The sequence below is a fragment of the Polyangiaceae bacterium genome, assembly GCA_016715885.1.
Taxonomy (GTDB): Bacteria; Myxococcota_A; Polyangia; order Polyangiales; family Polyangiaceae; genus Polyangium.
The window spans coordinates 241747-260529 of sequence record JADJXL010000021.1 but is presented as its reverse complement, the minus strand read 5'-3'; the positions used below and the strand labels follow the sequence as shown (position 1 = coordinate 260529).

15 protein-coding genes are annotated in these 18783 nt (G+C 58.5%); 6 read left to right on the top strand and 9 right to left on the bottom strand.

Annotation, left to right across the window (positions count from 1 at the left end; all coding sequences use genetic code 11):
- The first annotated feature begins 35 nt into the window (after positions 1 to 35).
- From IPM54_32055 to IPM54_32045, 3 genes are all read left to right on the top strand, one after another.
- Positions 36 to 1412, top strand: a complete 1377-nt coding sequence (locus IPM54_32055) for an aspartate aminotransferase family protein (protein MBK9264421.1) — start codon at positions 36 to 38, stop codon at positions 1410 to 1412.
- Positions 1409 to 2425 (top strand): radical SAM protein, encoded by a 1017-nt coding sequence (locus tag IPM54_32050; protein MBK9264420.1) that lies wholly within the window; start codon positions 1409 to 1411, stop codon positions 2423 to 2425. Before IPM54_32055 ends, IPM54_32050 begins: the two co-directional genes overlap by 4 nt.
- 65 nt (positions 2426 to 2490) lie before the next feature.
- On the top strand, positions 2491 to 5034 hold the full coding sequence (locus IPM54_32045) for a DUF2169 domain-containing protein (GenBank protein ID MBK9264419.1): 2544 nt from the start codon (positions 2491 to 2493) through the stop codon (positions 5032 to 5034).
- 9 nt (positions 5035 to 5043) lie between these two features.
- On the opposite strand, the gene IPM54_32040 is transcribed toward IPM54_32045, so the two are convergent.
- The 5 genes from IPM54_32040 to tssI (IPM54_32020) all read right to left on the bottom strand — a co-directional run bounded on the left by IPM54_32040 (position 5044) and on the right by tssI (IPM54_32020) (position 11271).
- Positions 5044 to 5706, bottom strand: a complete 663-nt coding sequence (locus IPM54_32040; GenBank protein MBK9264418.1) for an N-acetylmuramoyl-L-alanine amidase — start codon at positions 5704 to 5706, stop codon at positions 5044 to 5046.
- Complete coding sequence (tssI, locus tag IPM54_32035) at positions 5703 to 7859, bottom strand: type VI secretion system tip protein VgrG (protein MBK9264417.1); 2157 nt, start codon at positions 7857 to 7859, stop codon at positions 5703 to 5705. Before tssI (IPM54_32035) ends, IPM54_32040 begins: the two co-directional genes overlap by 4 nt.
- 79 nt (positions 7860 to 7938) lie before the next feature.
- On the bottom strand, positions 7939 to 8817 hold the full coding sequence (locus IPM54_32030) for a DUF4123 domain-containing protein (protein MBK9264416.1): 879 nt from the start codon (positions 8815 to 8817) through the stop codon (positions 7939 to 7941).
- Positions 8814 to 9176 (bottom strand): PAAR domain-containing protein, encoded by a 363-nt coding sequence (locus tag IPM54_32025; protein ID MBK9264415.1) that lies wholly within the window; start codon positions 9174 to 9176, stop codon positions 8814 to 8816. The genes IPM54_32030 and IPM54_32025 overlap by 4 nt, the downstream gene beginning before the upstream one ends.
- 13 nt (positions 9177 to 9189) lie before the next feature.
- Entirely contained in the window at positions 9190 to 11271 is a 2082-nt protein-coding gene (gene tssI / locus IPM54_32020) for a type VI secretion system tip protein VgrG (GenBank protein MBK9264414.1), read from the bottom strand.
- Positions 11272 to 11460: 189 nt separating this feature from the next.
- Here tssI (IPM54_32020) and IPM54_32015 point away from each other — a divergent pair, with 189 nt between their 5' ends.
- The gene (locus tag IPM54_32015; protein MBK9264413.1) at positions 11461 to 12165 is read left to right on the top strand and encodes a M15 family metallopeptidase; all 705 of its coding nucleotides are present in this window, start codon (positions 11461 to 11463) and stop codon (positions 12163 to 12165) included.
- Between the two features lie 12 nt (positions 12166 to 12177).
- On the opposite strand, the gene IPM54_32010 is transcribed toward IPM54_32015, so the two are convergent.
- Positions 12178 to 13188 (bottom strand): hypothetical protein, encoded by a 1011-nt coding sequence (locus tag IPM54_32010; protein MBK9264412.1) that lies wholly within the window; start codon positions 13186 to 13188, stop codon positions 12178 to 12180.
- Between the two features lie 39 nt (positions 13189 to 13227).
- Here IPM54_32010 and IPM54_32005 point away from each other — a divergent pair, with 39 nt between their 5' ends.
- Positions 13228 to 14136, top strand: coding sequence for a bile acid:sodium symporter family protein (locus tag IPM54_32005; GenBank protein MBK9264411.1), 909 nt, complete (start codon positions 13228 to 13230; stop codon positions 14134 to 14136).
- Between the two features lie 16 nt (positions 14137 to 14152).
- Here IPM54_32005 and IPM54_32000 read toward each other — a convergent pair whose 3' ends face one another.
- The 3 genes from IPM54_32000 to IPM54_31990 are packed head-to-tail and all read right to left on the bottom strand — an operon-like array spanning position 14153 to position 17773.
- Entirely contained in the window at positions 14153 to 16276 is a 2124-nt protein-coding gene (locus IPM54_32000) for a CPBP family intramembrane metalloprotease (GenBank protein MBK9264410.1), read from the bottom strand.
- Positions 16273 to 17043: an ABC transporter ATP-binding protein gene (locus tag IPM54_31995; GenBank protein MBK9264409.1), complete on the bottom strand. Its 771-nt coding sequence runs from the start codon at positions 17041 to 17043 to the stop codon at positions 16273 to 16275. Before IPM54_31995 ends, IPM54_32000 begins: the two co-directional genes overlap by 4 nt.
- Before the next feature lie 7 nt (positions 17044 to 17050).
- Positions 17051 to 17773, bottom strand: a complete 723-nt coding sequence (locus tag IPM54_31990; protein ID MBK9264408.1) for a class I SAM-dependent methyltransferase — start codon at positions 17771 to 17773, stop codon at positions 17051 to 17053.
- Between the two features lie 213 nt (positions 17774 to 17986).
- On the opposite strand from IPM54_31990, the gene IPM54_31985 reads away from it, so the two are divergent.
- Entirely contained in the window at positions 17987 to 18781 is a 795-nt protein-coding gene (locus IPM54_31985) for a Nif3-like dinuclear metal center hexameric protein (protein MBK9264407.1), read from the top strand.
- Positions 18782 to 18783: the final 2 nt, after the last annotated feature.

Below are 18783 nucleotides of genomic sequence, written 5' to 3'. Positions count from 1 at the left end.
TACCGCCCACCATCTCGCGTAAACCTACTAAGCCAATGCCCTCCCCCGTTTCCTCGCACCCCGCCGTCGACAAATACGCCAAGCACATCAATCCCGCGTTCGTCAAGCTTCTTGGCGCATTCGGGTACGGGCGCGTGTTCGTGCGAGCGTCGGGCTCGCGCATGTGGGACCACGAAGGCCGCGAGTATCTCGATTTTCTCGCAGGATTCGGCGCCCACAACATGGGCCACAATCATCCGGTGCTCCGCGAAAGGATGCGGGACTTTTTGCTCGAAGACGTCCCGAACCTCGTCCATGTCGGCCCTCCCGTACACGCGGCGGAGCTTGCCGAAGAACTGACGCGTCGCACGGGACCACTCACGTCGTGTCTATTTTCATGCACCGGTTCCGATGCGGTCGAAGCCGCGCTCAAACTCGCCCGAGCCGCCACGGGCAAAAAAACGCTCGTGTATTGCCAAAACGGATATCACGGTTTGAACCTTGGAACCTTGTCCGTCGACGGAGTCGCTCGCATGCGCGAGCTATTCGAGCCGCTTTTACCTGCATGCGAACAGGTGCCCTTCGGCGACTTGGCAGCGCTCGAACGCGTGCTCTCCAAGCGCAATGCGGCCGCATTTCTCGTCGAACCCATTCAAGCCGAAGGTGGCATGGTGATGCCGCCGAACGGGTACCTTCGGTCGGCGCAGGACCTTTGCCGTAAATATGGAGCCCTGCTGGTGCTCGACGAAGTGCAAACGGGAATTGGTCGCACGGGGACGCTTTTTGCGTGCGAGGCCGAGGGGTTTTTCCCGGATGTCCTGGTGCTCGGCAAAGCGCTCGGCGGAGGCATGACGGCCATATCGGCGACGCTCACGACGCCCGAATTGCAAAAACGTGCATTCGGAACGATGGAACGATTCGATTTGCATGGTTCGACGTACGCGGGCAATTCGTTTTCGTGTCGTACGGCATCGGCGGTCCTTTCCATCATGGATGACGAAAAGCTCGTGGATGCAAGCAAAACGAAGGGCGCGGCCCTCATGCAAAAATTGAACGCGCGTTTGTCCGGCCATCCTCTCGTGCGTGAATTGCGCGGACGCGGATTGTTCGTCGGAATCGAGCTTGGTCCGACGGAGAAAGGCGGCTTTTTGCACCGAGCCTTGCCACAAATCGTCGAGGCAGTATCAAAGCGCATTTTTGGACAATGGCTTGCCGTTCGGTTACTCGAAGACGGAATTATCGCGCAGCCGGCGAGTCAACAATGGAACGTGTTGAAGCTCGAGCCGCCGCTCACGGTCACGGATGCGGAAATCGATACGGTCGTGAATCGCATTGGCGCGATTTTGGATGAATATCGCGAAGTGGGTCCCATCGTGCGTGACGCAACCGAGCGGCTTGGAAAACAGGCCATGGGTGGATGGAGGTTCGGATGAGCCTTGCGCAATTGAAAAAGGACGCGATTTTTGCGGCGACCATTTTCCAACGAAAGCCATTTTCTTGTTTGATTCAAGTGACCAATCGCTGCAACATGGAGTGCAGCTTTTGCGACTTTTGGCCTCATCCTGCACCGCCAAAACAGGAACTATCGCTCGACGAATTCCAGCGCATCGCCGACGAGCTCGCCGAGCTTGGTTGTTTCGTGATTTCCGTCGAAGGAGGCGAGCCGCTCGCGAGGCCCGATATCGTCGAGATCGTCCGAATTTTGTCGAAAAGGCACATCACGGCCCTATTTACCAATGGTTGGTTCGTCACGGAAGAAAAGGCCAAAGCATTGTGGGACGCGGGCCTCGTGCATGGCAATGTTTCAATCGATTATCCGGATGCGTCTCGCCATGACGGCAAACGTCGTTTGTCTGGAGCAACCGATCGCGCATGGAAAGCCGTCGATATTTTTCGACAAACCGCTCCGCGCGGGGGCAAACAGGTGCACGTGATGACCGTGCTCATGGAAAACAATTGGCGAGACCTCGAAGCGCTGCTACTGCAAAGCAAAGCGCATGGCGTGGGGCATCAACTCACGCTGCTCTCCATTTCGGGATATCGTCGGGCCAAGGACGGTCCCGACAAGATGCCACCCATGGGCGTCACCGATCACGTCCTGCATTTATGGAAGAAGTATCCACATTTGCGCTATTTTCGCGATTACTTTGCGCGCATCGATGATTTTTTGAACGAAGGTCCCATGCCCACGTGCAGCGCGGGTACGACGGGATTCAACATTGATCACGTAGGCAACGTATCGCCTTGCATCGAGCGCATCGACGAAAGCGTGGGCAACGTTCGCGAGGCGTCACTGTCGGAGCTGCATGAGCGACTCCGCAAAAAACAAGATATTGTTTCGCAATGCCAGCGTTGTTGGACCGCGTGCCGCGGCATCAATCAGGCGCTCGGTCATGGCGGATCGGCGCAAAGCCTCTTGGATTTGGCAACGCGTATGCGCACGTAGCCATGCGTTGACGCGCAAGCTGATTCTTGACCGACAGGCTCCGGGCTTGATGTAAACTTCGCCCGATGCAAATCCTTTCGGTCGGCCCCGTACGCACGGGGTCTTCCGTGTGGCAACAACGCGGAAGCTTCGTCCTCGTCGTCGTCTGCAAAACGACGTATCGGCTGAAGCCTGGCGAATCCGTGATCGCCCCGGAGCAAGAAGCGATCAACGAAGCGGATGATCATTGGGACGACGATCCGAACCGAAGCGTGCGCGCGCCATGCGATCTCGTGCCGGCAAAAGTGCGCCCCGAAGTGACGCTCGTTGGTTACGCCTACGCGCCGAACAAACAACTCGTGCGATCGCTCGTCACGCGACTCATCGTCGGCGACGTTGACAAGAGCATCGAAGTCTTTTGTGATCGAACATTTTTGCCCGACGGATCGCTCCAAGAAGGACAGCGGTTTTCGCGCATGCGCCTCTCGTGGGAACGAGCTGGTGGCGGACCACATACGAACAACCCCGTGGGCATACGGGCCGATGCTCGCGATGCTTATGGCCGCCGAATCGTGCCGAATCTGCAACCGCTCGGCATGCACGTGTCGAATGTCGACGACTTCATTCCGCCCGTTGGATACGGGCCCATTGCTGCAAATTGGCCATCACGAGCCGACATCGTCGCCCGCGCACCGCAGGCCGTCGGCGAGGGACTCGATGGTCCAAGCGCCATTTACTACAATGCAGCACCATCGGACCAGCTCGTGAGCGTGCTTCGCGAAAGCGAGCGTATCGTGCTCGAAAACCTGCATCCCGAGTATGCGCGTCTCGTGACGAACTTGCCAGGCATTCGCCCTGCCGTGTTCGTCGATCGCGGCCTTGGACCTGCGCAGCGCGTGCCTGCTCATGCGGATACGATGTGGATCGATACCGATCGCGGCATAGCGACGCTCACGTGGCGCGCCGTCGTCCCGCTGGTGCGTCGAGACGAACCCGGCCGCGTGCTCGTGGGCATGGAAAGCCCCGGCCAAGAAATGACGTTTGCCGCGATAGCGCAAGCCATGGTCGGTGAAGACCTCGAAAACGAGGACGACAATGGCATGGAGACCATCACCAGCACGATATCGTTGAACGAGTTGAAGGTGAGCCGCGGTCTACCGTTTGCCGCAAACCTCGAACCGGATCCACCGCCGGTGCGCGAGCCGATGCGTTCGTCACCCGTGCTTGATCTTCCCTTCCAACCGCTCAGTGGACCCATTCCACAAGCGCCACCTCCACCGCCATCCAGGCCTCCGTGGCCGAGTAGTCCCGGACAAACCACCGCACGACCACCCGGCATCAAGCCGCCCCCCGTGCCGACGGCTCCGCGTTCTGCGCTGCCCGGAAAGCCCGTTGCTCCTGCGCCGGGCGCGCCGCCCGTTGCTCTCGCCGCGCCGCCCTTCGCTCCGCCCGTGCCGGTGTCTTCTGCGCCCGCGCCGCCGCTTTCCTCGAGCGCGCCGCCGCAACCGCCTCCGGTCGCGCCGCCTGTCGTCTTGTCCCAGGCGCGAGGTTTGTCGGATCGGAACCCGGAAAACGCCGCGACGAGCGCGAGCCCATGGGCGAGCGGTACGCCGGGCGCCGTCGCAGCGCCCCGTGAAACGCTTGGAACGCAGGCAGCGACAATCGCAGCCGCGCCCGTACCGAAAGAAGCTGCATCGGATGGCGGAGCGCTCGCAGCCTCGAATGATGCAGCGGGCGTTCGTCCATGGAGCGCACCGCGCCGCGAGCTGCGTTCGGTGATTGCAACGGACGACGTCGCGGACAAACCCACGGTCAGCCGCGAGCTTTTGCACCTCGTGTGGTTCGAGCCTTCCTTCGTGCCGCGAATCCGCCGCGTCCCTGCGTGGAAAAAGCTTCTTTCAGAGCTCGAACAACGAGGTCCGGACAAAGCGATCGACGACGTGCTTGCGGGCAAGGAGGCTTGGGAAATCGAAGATCGTCGCGAGATATTCGAGATACTTGCGCGCGGCGAACGAGCAGACGAACCCGGTGTGATCGAATTGATGGACGAAGCGATTCGCGACGATGGGAAATTCGCGACGCCCATCATCCTCGTCGGCTGCGAGGTCGAAACACCATTCGACGAAATCGAAACATTGCGCGCGCTTTCGGCCGCCGCTGCAGCGCTCGTTGGCCCCACGGACGAATCGCTCAAAGCTGCCGTCGAAGCTGCGGACAAGTTTCTGAGTCGGTCGAGCGCTCCATGGGCGCCGGTGGTTCCGGAAGGTTTGTCCAGCCGTATTCGCGAGGCGTTTGTTCGGGAAAAGAAGGGACTACCGGCAGATGCGCTGGATGTGCAAGCCGAGCGAGCGCTCCTCGGAGGTCGTCATTATCAAAAGCGAGACGTGCTGGGTGACACTTTCCTGCGCGTGCTCTTGCGCTTGTCCGCGGAAAACCAGCCACTCGTCGGTTATGCTCCCGTGGACATCGCGAAGAAATTGCCCATGTTTCGCCGATTTCGCGCGCGGCTCATTGGTGAATTGCACCCGTGGCAAGATCAATACGAAGCGCGCCGCGAATCTCTCCGCATTCTGGCGCTCGGAACGGTCACGTACATCGACCGTAACGCGGCTGCCGCAAAGAATGGATGATCGCCGGGTTTACTTGCTGAAAATGGCCTTGTTCGCATTCACGAACGAAACGATGCCCTCGGTGATTTCGGCCGCGATGTCGCTTCCTTTGGTTTGGCATGACGCACGATCCGTATCGTTCGAGATGAACCCCAGCTCGATGAGCACCGACGCTTTCGTCTCCTTGCCGAATCGACTCAAATTGATGACGTAGAGGTTATCGCGCGACTTCGCCCCTCGACTCTTGACCACCTTGGCTTGCGCTACGATGGACGTCGCGAGCTTTTTCGAATTGTCATAAGAAGGATGGTACAGCGTGGATTGTCCCGACGCGGATGCTGATGCCGCATCGAGGTGCAAACTCACGAAGATGTTTGCCTTTTTTTCTTTCGCAATGTCCACGCGCCAGCGCAGACGCGGTAATACTTCGCTGATGTCGCCTTCGCGCGTCAAATACACCGCCTCGATTACGTCCGTTTTCGCTTGAAGCTTCGTTCGAAGCAGTTTCGCGACGTCGAGCGCAATGTCTTTTTCGTAAATTTTGCCCGATACCGCGCCGGGATCGATGGGATTTTTCGCTTTCAGCCGATCACCGTGCCCAGGATCGATGACGACGATGATGGCGCATTTCTGGACTGCTCCTCCGCTATCGCCACCCGCAACGGCCTTTTCTTGTGTTTCCGAGACGTTCATGACAGTAGGTCTTCACTTTCGGAATTCATGGCGTCATCGAATTCGCCCAATCCCATTCCCGCGGGCGGAGAATGGTCACCTTCGTTCTCGCTGGTTTTGCCCTTGGATTCATCGTCGGGTGAGTTCTTTTCGAATGGCCCTTCGGGTTTGGCCTTCTGGCCGTCCCCAGGTTCACCACGCTCGTTGATCCACACCATCGTTCCGACGATCGTGATGCCCCCGCCGTGCAATGAAATGAACCCACCCGGAGCTTTGATCGTCGCATTCGCCCCCGCCTCGCCGACCCAATCTTCTCCCGCGACGTGATGAATTTCGTCGCCAGCCACGAGCCCGCTGCGTCCCTCGATTTTTTCGTGCCGGCTTTTTTGCACCATGAGCGATTGCTTGCCATCGATTCGCTCCCGCCGACTTCCTTTGACGACCTGGTGAACGTCCGCTTGATACGTCTCGTTTTTGTTTTTCTTCGTGACGACATCCAAGTCTTTGCCGACCAGCACTTGACGATTGCCCAACGTCTGCTCGTCTTCGTCGTTTTTCACGAGCTTTTGCCGATCGCGGACGATGGTCGCGAATTCATCGTTCTTGACGATTCGTGTGCGATCTTTTTGCGCTTGCTCCCACACGAGCTCGTTGCCCGCGAGGTCCTCGTGCATGATTTCGTTGAATCCGTCGGATCCGAGCGACGAATCGCTTTTCCAGGTGCTTCGCGTCTTGTGTTGCGGCAGCTTGTAGGGCACCGATTGCGCGGCATTGTACACTCGACCCGCGACGATGGGAAAATCCGGATCGCCCTCGAGAAAAGCGACGAGCACTTCTTGGCCAATGCGCGGAAGCGTCACCATGCCATATCCCAATCCGCCCCAGCCTTGATTCACACGAACCCAGCACGAGCTACGCTCGTCGTTTTTGCCCTCGCGATCCCAAGGGAATTGCACACGTACCCGGCCAAACTCGTCCGTATGAATCTCCTGACCCGAAGGACCCACCACGGTAGCGCTTTGCAACCCATGAATGACGGGTTTCGGCGTGCGGCGCGCAGGTCGATAAGGCGCGTCGGCGAAATGCGCCTCGACCGAAAGACGAAAATCCCCCGTGTCGCTGCCCGTGAGCTTCGATGCTACGGAAAGAAGTCGCTTGCTCGAAGGAATTTTTGCATGCGGATGCCGAGCTATCGAAAAAACGGTGCCCGGTGCCAAATCGAAGGTATTTGCAACCAATGAAATGGTATGCTCACCCGCCCGTTCGCCTTCCAGGCTGCGCGTTGCGAGCGCGGTGCCATAGGCTGGATCGTGGCGTGCGAATCCTTGATCATCCGCGGCGGGCGTGCCAGCAGCTTTGCCCGTCTCTGCAAAAAAAGCGCCCGCATCGTAATGGTATTGCTCCAGCTTACCTTCGACGCCTTTGGACGAAGGAGCTTTTGCGAAAAGCGCCACGTCGGGCTTGCGCGGGTCGTAATCACGGAATGTCGCCGCCCCTGGACGAACCTCGCGCCCAAAATGAACCTCGGTCACGTATTCTTTTTGCGAGGATTCGTTCGGCGTATCGACATAAGGAATGGCCGCCCCCGGTCGCGGCTCATTGGATTGCAAAGCGTCACCGAATATGGGAACGCCCGATTCTTCGGCAAACGTGAAGGCAATGCCCGCCTCTTCGAGCAGCCGGCACATGAAATTGTAATCGCTCTCGGCGTATTGAATTTTGTATTCGAGCTTCGGGTATCGTCCGCGATCGATTCGCCATTGCGGCTGGATTTGCCATTCGCCCAGGAGCTTCGTCACGATGTCCGGAATGGACAGATGTTGATAAGTGCGATTACCACGGCGATGCGTCAGAAGCCAAAGCGATGACACGATTTCAATCGTGTACGTGGAAAGCCCCTCGGTTCCGGCAGAATCTTGCAATGCCTCGAGCTGCTCCGCATGCGAAACGATGCCGCTCCAGGCCCGTGCGCCGCCGCCCGATACGTAGGCATATCCGGCATGCATACGAAAGGACGCCGGACGACCGACGATGGCGTCGAAATCGAGGCTGTGATCGGGCGAGCGGACGAGCAGGTTGATCGTGAAGGGATTGGATATGGATTCACGAACCGCGAATTGTCGCACGTAGACATCGCGTTGTTTGGATGCAAGGGAAAGCTCGAGCGTTGCCACGGCGATTCACTCCACGTTGGCACGAGCGATGAAGCTCGAGCCGATAAAGAACGCATAACCTTTCGACGCATGCATGATCCTACGCCCTCCGCGCAGCGCGATCCGCACGCAAAAGGGCGGACGCCGACAGGTTTTCTTCTTCGACGATGATTTCTTCGAGCCCCTCGGAGAGCTCGCGTTTTTGTGCCGTATTGCAAGTGGGCCAAAACGCACGAAATACGCCGGGATCGTAAAAGCGGAAATAGACTTTTTCGTGTCTCGATTCGAGCTCCACCATCAAAAATCGGCGAAAGTGCCGGCGCACCGCGACAAACTTGTCGTACGACGTGCAATAGATCCCCCAACGCTTGCCCCAACCTTCGAATACCAATCGGTCGAGCAGCGCCGAGCCTGCGCGCATGGGCCCCACGAGATGCGGCGCCATGTCCTCGAAGTTTTCGCCAGCAAGCCCTTCGTACAGCGATTGATGCGTTTCGACGTGCTGCCTCGCAAGTTCGAGAATACGCCGATCCCGCGCTCCATCGACGACCGCATAAAGTGGCGCTTTTGCAGCTTCGGCACGCAATAAACCAAGCGCTTCTTCCGCCGCCCGAATACGCGCTTCTTCTCGATCCCGCTCGGGTTCGGCAAGCTTGCGTCGCTTCGGAGGCGTCTTGCCTTCGACGTACACCATGAAATCCGTTTCGCCAGCTTGGATCCAGCCTCCATGCGATACCTCGCCGTGCGCTGCAGGCTGTCCCCCCAGCCGAGTGCCCGATACGCTGCCGACGTCGCGCATGAAGCAGCGGCTGCCGTCCCATTCAATCTCGAAATGAACGCCCGACATGTTTCCGTCGTGCGGAATGACGAGATCCGCAAGGTCTGTCCTGCCAACCCGTAAAACCCGCGATGAATCGACGACGGCCTTCGTCCCGGCGAGTTTGCCGTAACGCACTTCCACGATGAGCCGCGGCGTCACGACGAACCTCTCCCGGCGCGTTGCCGTGCCGCTCGTTCCGCCGCTTTCTTTGCGCAATCTTCGCAAAATGGTTTGTCCGTCTGAAGCATTGCAGCCGGATTGGAACCAATGATCACCGTCGGACACCCCGAAACGATGGTTCCACCATGAGACGTTGGATCGCCTTTTCGAGCAGCGTCCTTGCCGCCAATGATGACCGTGCTTTCGCCTGCCGAAATGGCCGCGCCGCACGCCTCGGAATCCGATACCCGAGCTTGCGGCTGATATCCCACGATGACCGTGGCTTCACCCGCGACGATGACATTCGGCGGATGCAGCGGGCATACGTGCCTGTCCGTGATTCTTGCAGCAGGAGGCATCTTTACGCTCCCCTCATTGCCCAATGAGCGTTTTGCTCACGTCGTCGACGACCGCTTCTTTTGCCTCGTCCGGCGCCTCGGGCGAAGCACCCGCGCCTTCTCCAGCGGATCCGCCGCTGTTGATGTACACCTTGGTGCCTCGAATCGTGACGCCGCTGCCGTCGATGCGAATGAAGCCACCGGGTCCTTTCAGCGTCAGATCCTCGGCTTCGATCACCAGCGCCGTTCCCGCCTTGATGTGAATTTCCTTCGTCACGGCGAGCGCGTGGCTTTCGCCGATGAATTCGTGTCGATCTCCCTTGATTTCGAGCGACTGATTGCCCTCGATGCGCTGATTGCGCTTGCCCATCACGTAGAGGTGGCTGTTTCCCTCGATGCGCTCGCGTTTGTCTTGCTTGACGACGATGTCCTGATCCTTGCCGACATACACTCGGACAAACCCGTCTGTCTTGTCAAACTCGTCGTTCTGCACGTACTTCTGCCGGTCGTGTCCAACCGTGATCGTTTCGTCGTTCTTGACGAGACGCCGCCGGTTTTTTTGCGCCTGTTCGTAGACCAGTTCTTGGCCCTTCAAGTCTTCGAACATGATCTCGTTGAAGCCGTCGGAACCGAGCGAGCTGTCGCTTTTCCACGTCGATCGAGTCTTGTTGTCGGGCAGCTTGTGCGGCACGGCTTGCTTTGCGTTGTACACGCGCCCGACGATGATGGGTTGGTCCGGGTCACCCTCGAGAAATCCCACGAGCACTTCGTGCCCGATGCGCGGAATCATGATCATGCCGTAACCCGTGCCAGCCCAACCTTGGCTCACACGGATCCAGCACGAGCTGTTTTCATCGTTTTTTCCGTCGCGATCCCACGGGAACTGAACGCGTACTCGTCCGAACTCGTCGGTGTGAATTTCCTGGCCACTCGGACCTACGACGACCGCGCTCTGCACACCATTGACGCGCGGCTTTTCTGTCTTTTGCGGCGGCCTATACGGCGCGTCGGCAAACGCAGCAGATGCCGACATGGACCACTCTTCGCCCGGCGTTCCTTCAGCCGTAAACTCGGTCACGAGCAACCGTTTGTCATCCCCAACCTCGGCATGCGGATGTCGATCGATGCTGACGATCTGGCCCGGACAAAGGTCGATGGTGTTCGTATCGAAAGAGACGACGCGTTTGTCCGACCGAACTCCCCCGAGCATCCGTTCGGCGCGCCCTTTTGCAAAAGATTGTTCGTAGCGCGCAACGCCTTTGTCGTCCGCCGCTGGAGTGCCGCCACCCTTGCCACCTTCGACGAGCGATGCGCCGGGCTCGTAATGATACTGTTCGTATTTCGCCTCTGGCCCTGCGGCTTTTGGAGCATCTCCGAAGAGCGCGAACATGGGGTTTCGGAAGTCGTAGTCGCGGATCACGTGCGCGCCGGGTTTGACCGAATGTGCGAGGCGCACGCGCGTGACGAATTCCTTTTCGGATTCACGGTTCGGGTTGTCGACGTAGGGCAGAGCGCCGCCGGGACGCGGCGCGTTCGCCTCGAGTTTGTCACTCAAAACCAGCTTCGATTCCCTTCCGTCGGTGTCCGGAAAGACGTAACAAATCCCGGCTTCTTCGAGGAGCCGGCTGATGAATGCATAATCCGTCTCGCCGTATTGAACCTTGTACTCGAGCTTCGGGTAACGCCCGCGATCGATTTCCCACGTGCGCTCGACGTCCCACTCGTCGAGCACTTGATCGACGATGTCCGGGATCGTTTGGTGTTGAAAGATTTTGTAATTGCGCCGCTGCGTGCAAAGCCAAAGTTTCGGCACGATGCGCAGCGAGTACGTCGAAAGCTCCTTGCCTTGCTGTCCCAATTGAACGGCCTGCACTTGTTCGATCGTGCTCACGACACCCGACCACGATCTGACACCTCCGAGCCGCGCGTGAGCCCATCCGCTCACGACTTTCAGGCTTGCGGTTTGACCAATGATGGGCTCGAGATCGATCGATGGGCTTTCGGATCGAGCCACGACGTTGACCATGAACAAGCTCGAGATCGCTTCGTGCACCGAGAAGTGGCGCACGGACAACGACGACTCTCCACACGCAAACGAAAGCTCCAAAATCGGCATGAAACCCGCTCCTCGGCGCGGCGCCTTCGGCAGCACGTAAATGGGCGCATGAAAGCCTTATCCGGATGCCTTGTCTGCGTCAAGCGTGCTGATTCGAAGAGCAGCTCGAAACTTCGTGACGATTGACAACGCGCACGTATTGGGGTCCGATGGCGGCGTCACGAAACGTTTGCGCGCAAGGTGTCAGGCATGAGCACGCTATTGCGATCGGTTGGAAAAAACGGGCGGAATCTGCGAAACGACGTCGAAACGGTGCAGACGCTGCTGAAAGCCAAAGGGTACGATCCCGGCATCGTAGACGGGCTTTGTGGGAATGGCACCGTCGGCGCCATTCGAAAATTCCAATCGACCTTCATGTCGCGCCCCGATGGGCTCATCGAACCCGATGGCGGGTCCTGGAGACGCTTATCCGGCACCGGTGCTGCATCACAAACGACGAATGCACCCGCGCTCACCGAATGGAGCGGCGATAGTTCGAAGTGGGCGCACGAGAAAAAGATTGCGAGCATGTTTCCGGCCATGCGTCCGAAAGTCGAAGCAGTGCTCGAAGGGCTTCGACAGCGCGGTTTTCAGCCGAAGGTATTCTTTGCGTGGCGGTCGGTTGCAGTGCAGCTCGAGCTATACCGAAAAGGCAATACGACCGTGAAGTTCAGTTTTCACAATGCGCAGAAAAAGGACGGGACGCCGAATGCCTATGCCGCCGACATCATCGACGTGCGTTATGCATGGAATCCGTCAGCGGAAAGCTCGGGCTTTTGGAAAGCGCTTGGCGAAGAGGGCAAGAAGCAGGGCCTGTATTGGGGTGGGGACTGGAAATCATTCAAGGATTGGGCCCACGTTCAGTATTACGACAATTCGAAGCTGAAAGTGGTCAAGGCCGAAAGCGGACTTTAGCAGCTCGCTAGCTCATTTCATCTGCCCCGAATCCTTTGCCTTCTTGTCTTCCACGGCAAGCAGCGCGTCGAGCGCTTCCTTGTGCCGCTTTTGCGCGGCGGTAATACGCTCCTCCATTTTCTGCTCCATTTCGCGCCCCTGTGCGAGCGCTCCATCGACTTGCGCCTTTGCCTGCGTGGCGCGTTCGATCCGTGCGTCGCTCGCCTTCTTGTCGGCCTCTTTGTCCGATTTCGTTCCATGAACGCGCTCCTCGGCAATGTAATCGTCGAGCGTCTTCTTTACTTGCTCGGCTTCCTCGAGCAGCGCCCGCAGCCGGACTTTCTCCTCGACCATTGCGATGTGCACGAGATAGCTCGCGCGGGCGATCTGATCCGCTTGCACTTCGAGCTTCGCTGCATCTTCTTTGCTCAATTCATTGCGATGCCGATCGATGATCTCGTGCGCCGCATTGCGCTCGCGCAGACGTTTTTCGAGCTGTTTTTCGACGACTTCGGAGAGCGAGCGTGACACCGTACCCGATAGATCCGTATCTGCACCCTTTTGCTTACACGCATAGGTGGCCGAGCCGCCGACCTTTTTTACGATCTCATCCTGCTCCGCCGTGAAAAACGCCCTCGCTCCTTCGATCTCTTCATTGCGATCGACATACGCTCGGCTCCGGCCCGCGTCATTCGCTTTGCGGTGGATATCACCCACGAGCTTCCAATCGGGCGCCTTGAGCTCCTTGTCATAGCCAGAAAAACCCGACGAAAGTGTTTTGGCGTCGTCGTCTTCGCGGCCGAAATCCTTCATGACCTGCTCGACCGCCCCGGGATAGTCCTGGGCATAACCCGGCTGCGCGGCCGACGAAGCGACCTCAGGCTCGGGCTTCTGGGCCGAGCAGCCGAAACCTGCCGCCGAGAACAGGAGGAGCGAGGCAACGACAACCGATTGCGTTCGGAAGGCATGCGTGCTTTTCATGCCATGACTATCCTTCGGGATTTCGATGCGCGTCAAGCCGCGGAGCACTTTTAGGACGAGCATCTTGCGTTCGTCGCGCGACCCGTGCGATGCTCGGCCGCCATGCAACAGAATGTATTGACGGCGGTGTTCATGCCCATCGCCCTCGGCATCATCATGCTGGGGCTCGGGCTGAGTTTGACGACCGCGGATTTCAAGCGCGTCGTCGTGTACCCCAAGGCCGTATTCGTGGGGCTGTTCTGCCAAACGGTGCTGCTCCCGGTGGCCTGTTATGGCATCGCACGCGCATTCGCGTTACCCCCAGCGTTGGCCGTGGGCCTCATGCTGCTTTCGGCATCTCCCGGCGGCGCAACGGCAAATTTATATAGCCATCTCGCCAAGGGTGACGTTGCGCTCAACATTACGCTCACCGCGACGAACAGCATTTTGAGTCTGTTCACGCTGCCGCTCATCGTGAACTTTTCACTCGAAGCGTTTTACGGAGCGGGGAAAAGCATTCCCTTGCAATTCGACAAGGTCATTCAGGTCTTTGCCATCGTGCTGATCCCCGTAGGAATTGGCATGCTCATCAATGCGAAGAAACCTGATCTATCGAAGAAGCTCGAGAAGCCGGTGAAAATTGTGTCGGCCATCTTTCTCGCGCTCATCATCATCGCGGCCGTATTGAAGGAACGCGCGACCCTCGTCGAATCGTTCCGCCAAGTGGGGCTCGCTGCGCTCGCATTCAATCTCACGAGTATGGCCGTGGGATATTGCGTCCCCCTTCTCGTGCGTTTGCCCAAGCGACAAGCGACGGCCATTGGCATGGAAATCGGCATTCACAACGGCACGCTCGCCATTGCGATTGCATCGAGCCCGCTACTCCTGAACAACGGCACGATGGCAATTCCGCCCGCGATTTACAGCTTGATCATGTTCTTCACCGCAGGTGCATTCGGCAGCATCGTTGCACGCAGCAACGACAAAGAAGCACTCCCCGAAGAGCCGCCTCGAGCAGCAGCTCGAGGGTGACGTCGGCGCGCCGACGTCACTTGCCAGCTCGATCCTCGGGCCTAGGCTGACGCATCAATAGCAAACCAGCCGCGAGAACGACGGCCGCCGGAGCTCCGAGCCACAGGGGTATTTGGTTTCCCACGACCAACCTATCGACCCACGCCGGCTTCGCATAAAGAATCGTGACGCCAATCGCGTTGTTGATGAAATGAATGATGACGCCAGGAACGATGGATCCGGTTTTCCATCGCGCGAAACCGATGATGAATCCAAGTGTCGCCGTCGGCACGAGGCGATAAATGGATCCGTGCGCCAAACTGAACAGCAACGACGATGCGATGAGCGCAACCACGGGACCGGCTCGAAGAAGCCCCGAGAACAGAAAACCTCGAAATAATACTTCCTCGCAGATTGCAGGCGTGAGCGCCACGGCGAAAAGCAGCACCCACAACGGTTGCCCGTCGAGCATCAACGCTTGCTCGAGTTTTTGCGCGAAAGCCTCTGGAACCGGAACGAGCCTCATTGCAAGCGCACTGACCGCAGCTCCTCCGGACAAACCCACGAGCACCGCGCCCACGAGCGCACGTGCGCGTGGAGCTTTCAGTGCAAATGTTTCGCGAATGGATGCTCCCGACACGAGAAGAATGACGATCGGCGGCAGGAGCATGAAGCCGAATTGCGTGCCAAGAAGCTGAGCCGTCTGATTCGTCGTCTTTTCCGCAAGAATACTCGCGTAGAACGTCACGACGAGAATGGCGGCAAATCCAAAAACCGTCAAATCGAGCGACGGAACGCCACCTTTTTGTCGCTTCCAGGCAAAAAACTCGCGCAGAGACCCTCGACCGCTTCCAAGCAAAACGTCTTCACGCTCGAAAACACGCGCCGCAAAAATGAGGGCCAATGCCGCATAAAGGGTCGACGAGCCGAGCGTGAAAAGCACGAGATCCGACGATACATCGCCAAGGTAAATCGCTTTGATGAGCAAGGCGACATTGAGCAGCGGAACGAGCGACGTCGCCGCCGTCAATTCCATGCCCGGAAGCGAAGTCAGCATGGAAAGAAGCATGACGGGCAAATACAGAGGCGTGAGCAGGTTCTGCGCGTCCTTGAAGTCACGCGCAAAGGCGGCGACCGCGAGGAACAATGCAGAAAAGAGGAACGTCACCGGAACGAGCAATGCAAATGTCAGCACGTGTACCGACATTGGGACATCTATTTCGCCGGGTAAGAGCCGGCGCAGGGTAAGCGCCAAGCTCACCACGTTGATGAGCGCCGTGAGAAGCGAAACGACGAATACCGTGAGAAACTTTCCCGTGATCATTTCAATGGGCAAAATCGGCGCGCACAAGAGCGTTTGCATCGTACCACGCTCTTTTTCCCCCGCCGTCATGTCGGCCGCACGCAAAAAGCCACCCATGAGCGACATGAGAATGAGCATCATCGGCATGATCGTGCCCAAGAATTTGCCCACACGGCGCTCATCGGGCGCAATGTTCCTCGACGTCGCGGAAATGCCCGTGGTAAAACCCGAAGGCAGCCCCCGCGCTCCTTCGCGCGCTACGAGCAAACGCTCGCGCGCCCGCGTGAGCGCATTCGTGAGACGCGTATCGGCAAAATCCGAATCGAGCCAGACCGAATCGTAATAGATGGCGACGCGGCCGAGCCCCCCTTGCCCCACTGCGTCGGAAAAACCCTGATATGGCACGAGGACCGCGTCGATACCACGCTTTCCTATGACTTCACGAGCAGCCAAAATGACGCGTTCGTCCGGACGATCTTCCTTGGGCGCTGCCGTTACGCCTTTCCTTTTGGCCGATGGTTCGGGCTCGCCAATTGGAGGAGGCTCGGGCGGCTTGATGCTTCCTTTTTCGAGGGATTCGCGAAGTTCGTCGGGCACATTGTGCCAAGGAATCAATTCGATCTTTTTGTCTTCGGTGAGGGCTGCTTCGACCTCGGGCGAAAGCGTTCCCCATACCGCCACGCGCGAACGGCGCGATTCGAGCTCCTGCATGTCGGAGTCGGCCAAACGGCTCATGAGCAGCGCAAAAAGCGGATAAAGAAGCATCGGGAGAAAAACGAGGCTCACGAGCGTTCTTTTGTCGCGCAACGTTTCGAGCATTTCCTTGCGGAAAACGACCAGCGCAATCGATAGCCTCACAGCGCACCCCCTTGCTCCGATTGGGCGGATTGGCCTTGCTGCACATGATGCAAAAACGCGTCGGTGAGATTGTTTGCGCTTCCGGCGCGTGCGCAAAGCGCGGGCACGTCACCCACGTCGACGACGCGGCCTTCGTGAATGAAGGCAATGCGATCGCACAAGTATTCCGCTTCGCTCATGATGTGCGTGGAAAATAGAATGGCGCGACCGGCTGCGCGTTCCTTGCGAATGGATTCTACGATGAATCTGCCGGAGAGAATGTCGAGTGCATTGGTGGGTTCGTCCAAAATGAGCACCGAAGGCTCGTGCAAAAACGCGCGGGCAATGTTCGCTCGCTGCTTCTGACCCGTGGACAAGGTTCCGCATGGGCGATCGGCAAAACTCTGCATTTCGAGATCGTGCACGAGCGAATCGATACGCGCGGCGAGGTGCGATTCGGACAAACCGTGCAACCTCCCAAAATAAAGAAGCGTTTCACGTGGCGAAAGGCGCTGATATAGCTGCGTATCACCCGAGAGAAATCCAATCATGGTTTTGCCTTCGAGCGGTTTTTCGGCAAGATCCACGCCGCCGACGACCACCTTGCCCTTCGTCGGGCGAAGAATGCCCGCGAGCATGCGGAGGGCCGTGGTTTTTCCCGCACCATTCGGCCCGAGCAAACCAACGACTTCCCCGGCGCCTATGTCGAGGTCGAGCCCCGCCACGGCAACCTTGTCGCCAAAATGCTTCACGAGTCCCTCGGCGACGAGGGGCCTATTTTTCTGCATCTCCATGTTAGCGCTCATCGATCCAACCATCGAAGGTGCCCCGACCTTCCGCACTTCCTTCTTCAACCTTGATCCACATTCGCATGAGCGGGTTTCCGCGGGTTTTCTCGGGCATGAGCCGATACGTCGCAGGCACTCGTCCGCCGAGACCGTGAAACGTGACGACCCGCGTGCCAACAGGCGCCGCATCGAGCTCCCGTTCGACGCGCGCGGTATCTTGATGAAATCGGGTTTTACTTAATGGGACCTTTTCATCGAAACGCCGCGCGTCCGGAAAAATGTTTTCCTCGAAAGGATTACAGAAATAAAACGACGAATAACGTGACCAGTCGACGTCGTCGAGGGTCCCGTGAAAAACATGGGCACGCTCGGACAAACCCAACACATCAATGACGGCGTTGGCGATCGATACGAGCTCCTTTCGATGCTCGAGGCCGTGAAATTCAGCGTTCGTCGTGAGAGCGCCAATGATGCAGAATTTGCCGACACCGGCGCCCACATCGAGCACCGGGCCGTCACCTTCCGCCAATAGATGGGCCGCCTTCCTCGCAACGTTGATGGGCGTCCAAAATCGCGACGACACGCGGCGAACCGGTTCGGGAAATAGCCCGTCGAAAATGCGGTCGGAGGCTTGCCGCCCAGCGCGAATGTCGTCGATGGTTCGGAGCAGAGCATCATCCAAGACGGGAAGAACCACGTAAAACCTCGACGAATCGTTCGAAACGCTCATCGTATATCCGACGGCGCGTTATGCGTCAATCGGTTGCCAAGATGTGAGCCCGGCCGAAGCCCGAATTTCGCGACGCTCGCGTTCCCAAACTCGCCCGCTCCGCGGGATCAAACGGTGGGACCCCTCGCGAACGCCGCGAAATTCGAGCTTCGCCCTCGATTCCAACGCGACTTTGGCGGTACATGCGAAGCGAAACGTGATACAGATGCGCGCATGCGTCTGGCTGACATCCTCGTCGTGCTCGATTCCATTGCTCCGCTGCGGCTTGCAGAAGGATGGGACAACGTTGGCCTCCTCGTGGGCGATCCTTCCGCGAACGTCGATCGAATGCTTCTGTGCATCGACTATACCCCAGCCGTGGCTGCGGAAGCGCGTGCCAAACGAGCAAACCTCGTGGTCGCCTATCACCCTGCGATTTTCGATCCGATGAAGCGTGTCGTCGCGGGTGGTGGAATCTTCGAGGCTGCTCGAGATGGGATTGCGATTTTTTCGCACCACACGGCGCTCGACGTTGCCGAAGGTGGAACGAATGATTTCTTGGCGGATGTGCTGGGCCTATCCGCGCGCAGGCCCATGCGCGCACCGGGCGCCAAATTCGGTCCCGCTCCCGAAGGCGAAATGCTGGGGCTCGGACGCATTGGAATGCTGGACAAACCCACGCCGCGCACCGAGCTTTTTGCTCGCATCAAGCAAGGTCTCGGCATTTCCGCGCTGCTCGTCGCTGGGCCGCACGATGGCGATGCTCGAACGGTCGCAGCAAGCGCTGGCGCCGCGGGAAATATGATCGACGACGCGCTCGCGCAAGGCGCGGACCTGTATTTGACAGGCGAAATGCGTCATCACGATGCATTACGCGCAGCCAAAGCAGGATTGACGGTCGTGTGTGCGCTGCATTCGAACAGCGAACGAGCGGCACTTGGGCGAATTCTAGATAGATTGGCTTCGCTGCTTCCGGGAGTCGAAATCGCACTGAGCGCTGAAGATCGGGATCCGTTCGACGTGCTGTAACC

Excerpts from the sequence above, each read along its gene's own strand:
- IPM54_32055 (MBK9264421.1), top strand. The coding sequence starts at position 36 with ATGCCCTCCCCCGTTTCCTCGCACCCCGCCGTCGACAAATACGCCAAG.
- IPM54_32050 (MBK9264420.1), top strand. The coding sequence starts at position 1,409 with ATGAGCCTTGCGCAATTGAAAAAGGACGCGATTTTTGCGGCGACCATT.
- IPM54_32045 (MBK9264419.1), top strand. The coding sequence starts at position 2,491 with ATGCAAATCCTTTCGGTCGGCCCCGTACGCACGGGGTCTTCCGTGTGG.
- IPM54_32040 (MBK9264418.1), bottom strand. The coding sequence starts at position 5,706 with ATGAACGTCTCGGAAACACAAGAAAAGGCCGTTGCGGGTGGCGATAGC.
- IPM54_32025 (MBK9264415.1), bottom strand. The coding sequence starts at position 9,176 with ATGCCTCCTGCTGCAAGAATCACGGACAGGCACGTATGCCCGCTGCAT.
- tssI (MBK9264414.1), bottom strand. The coding sequence starts at position 11,271 with ATGCCGATTTTGGAGCTTTCGTTTGCGTGTGGAGAGTCGTCGTTGTCC.
- IPM54_32015 (MBK9264413.1), top strand. The coding sequence starts at position 11,461 with ATGAGCACGCTATTGCGATCGGTTGGAAAAAACGGGCGGAATCTGCGA.
- IPM54_32010 (MBK9264412.1), bottom strand. The coding sequence starts at position 13,188 with ATGCTCGTCCTAAAAGTGCTCCGCGGCTTGACGCGCATCGAAATCCCG.
- IPM54_32005 (MBK9264411.1), top strand. The coding sequence starts at position 13,228 with ATGCAACAGAATGTATTGACGGCGGTGTTCATGCCCATCGCCCTCGGC.
- IPM54_31995 (MBK9264409.1), bottom strand. The coding sequence starts at position 17,043 with ATGCAGAAAAATAGGCCCCTCGTCGCCGAGGGACTCGTGAAGCATTTT.
- IPM54_31990 (MBK9264408.1), bottom strand. The coding sequence starts at position 17,773 with ATGAGCGTTTCGAACGATTCGTCGAGGTTTTACGTGGTTCTTCCCGTC.
- IPM54_31985 (MBK9264407.1), top strand. The coding sequence starts at position 17,987 with ATGCGTCTGGCTGACATCCTCGTCGTGCTCGATTCCATTGCTCCGCTG.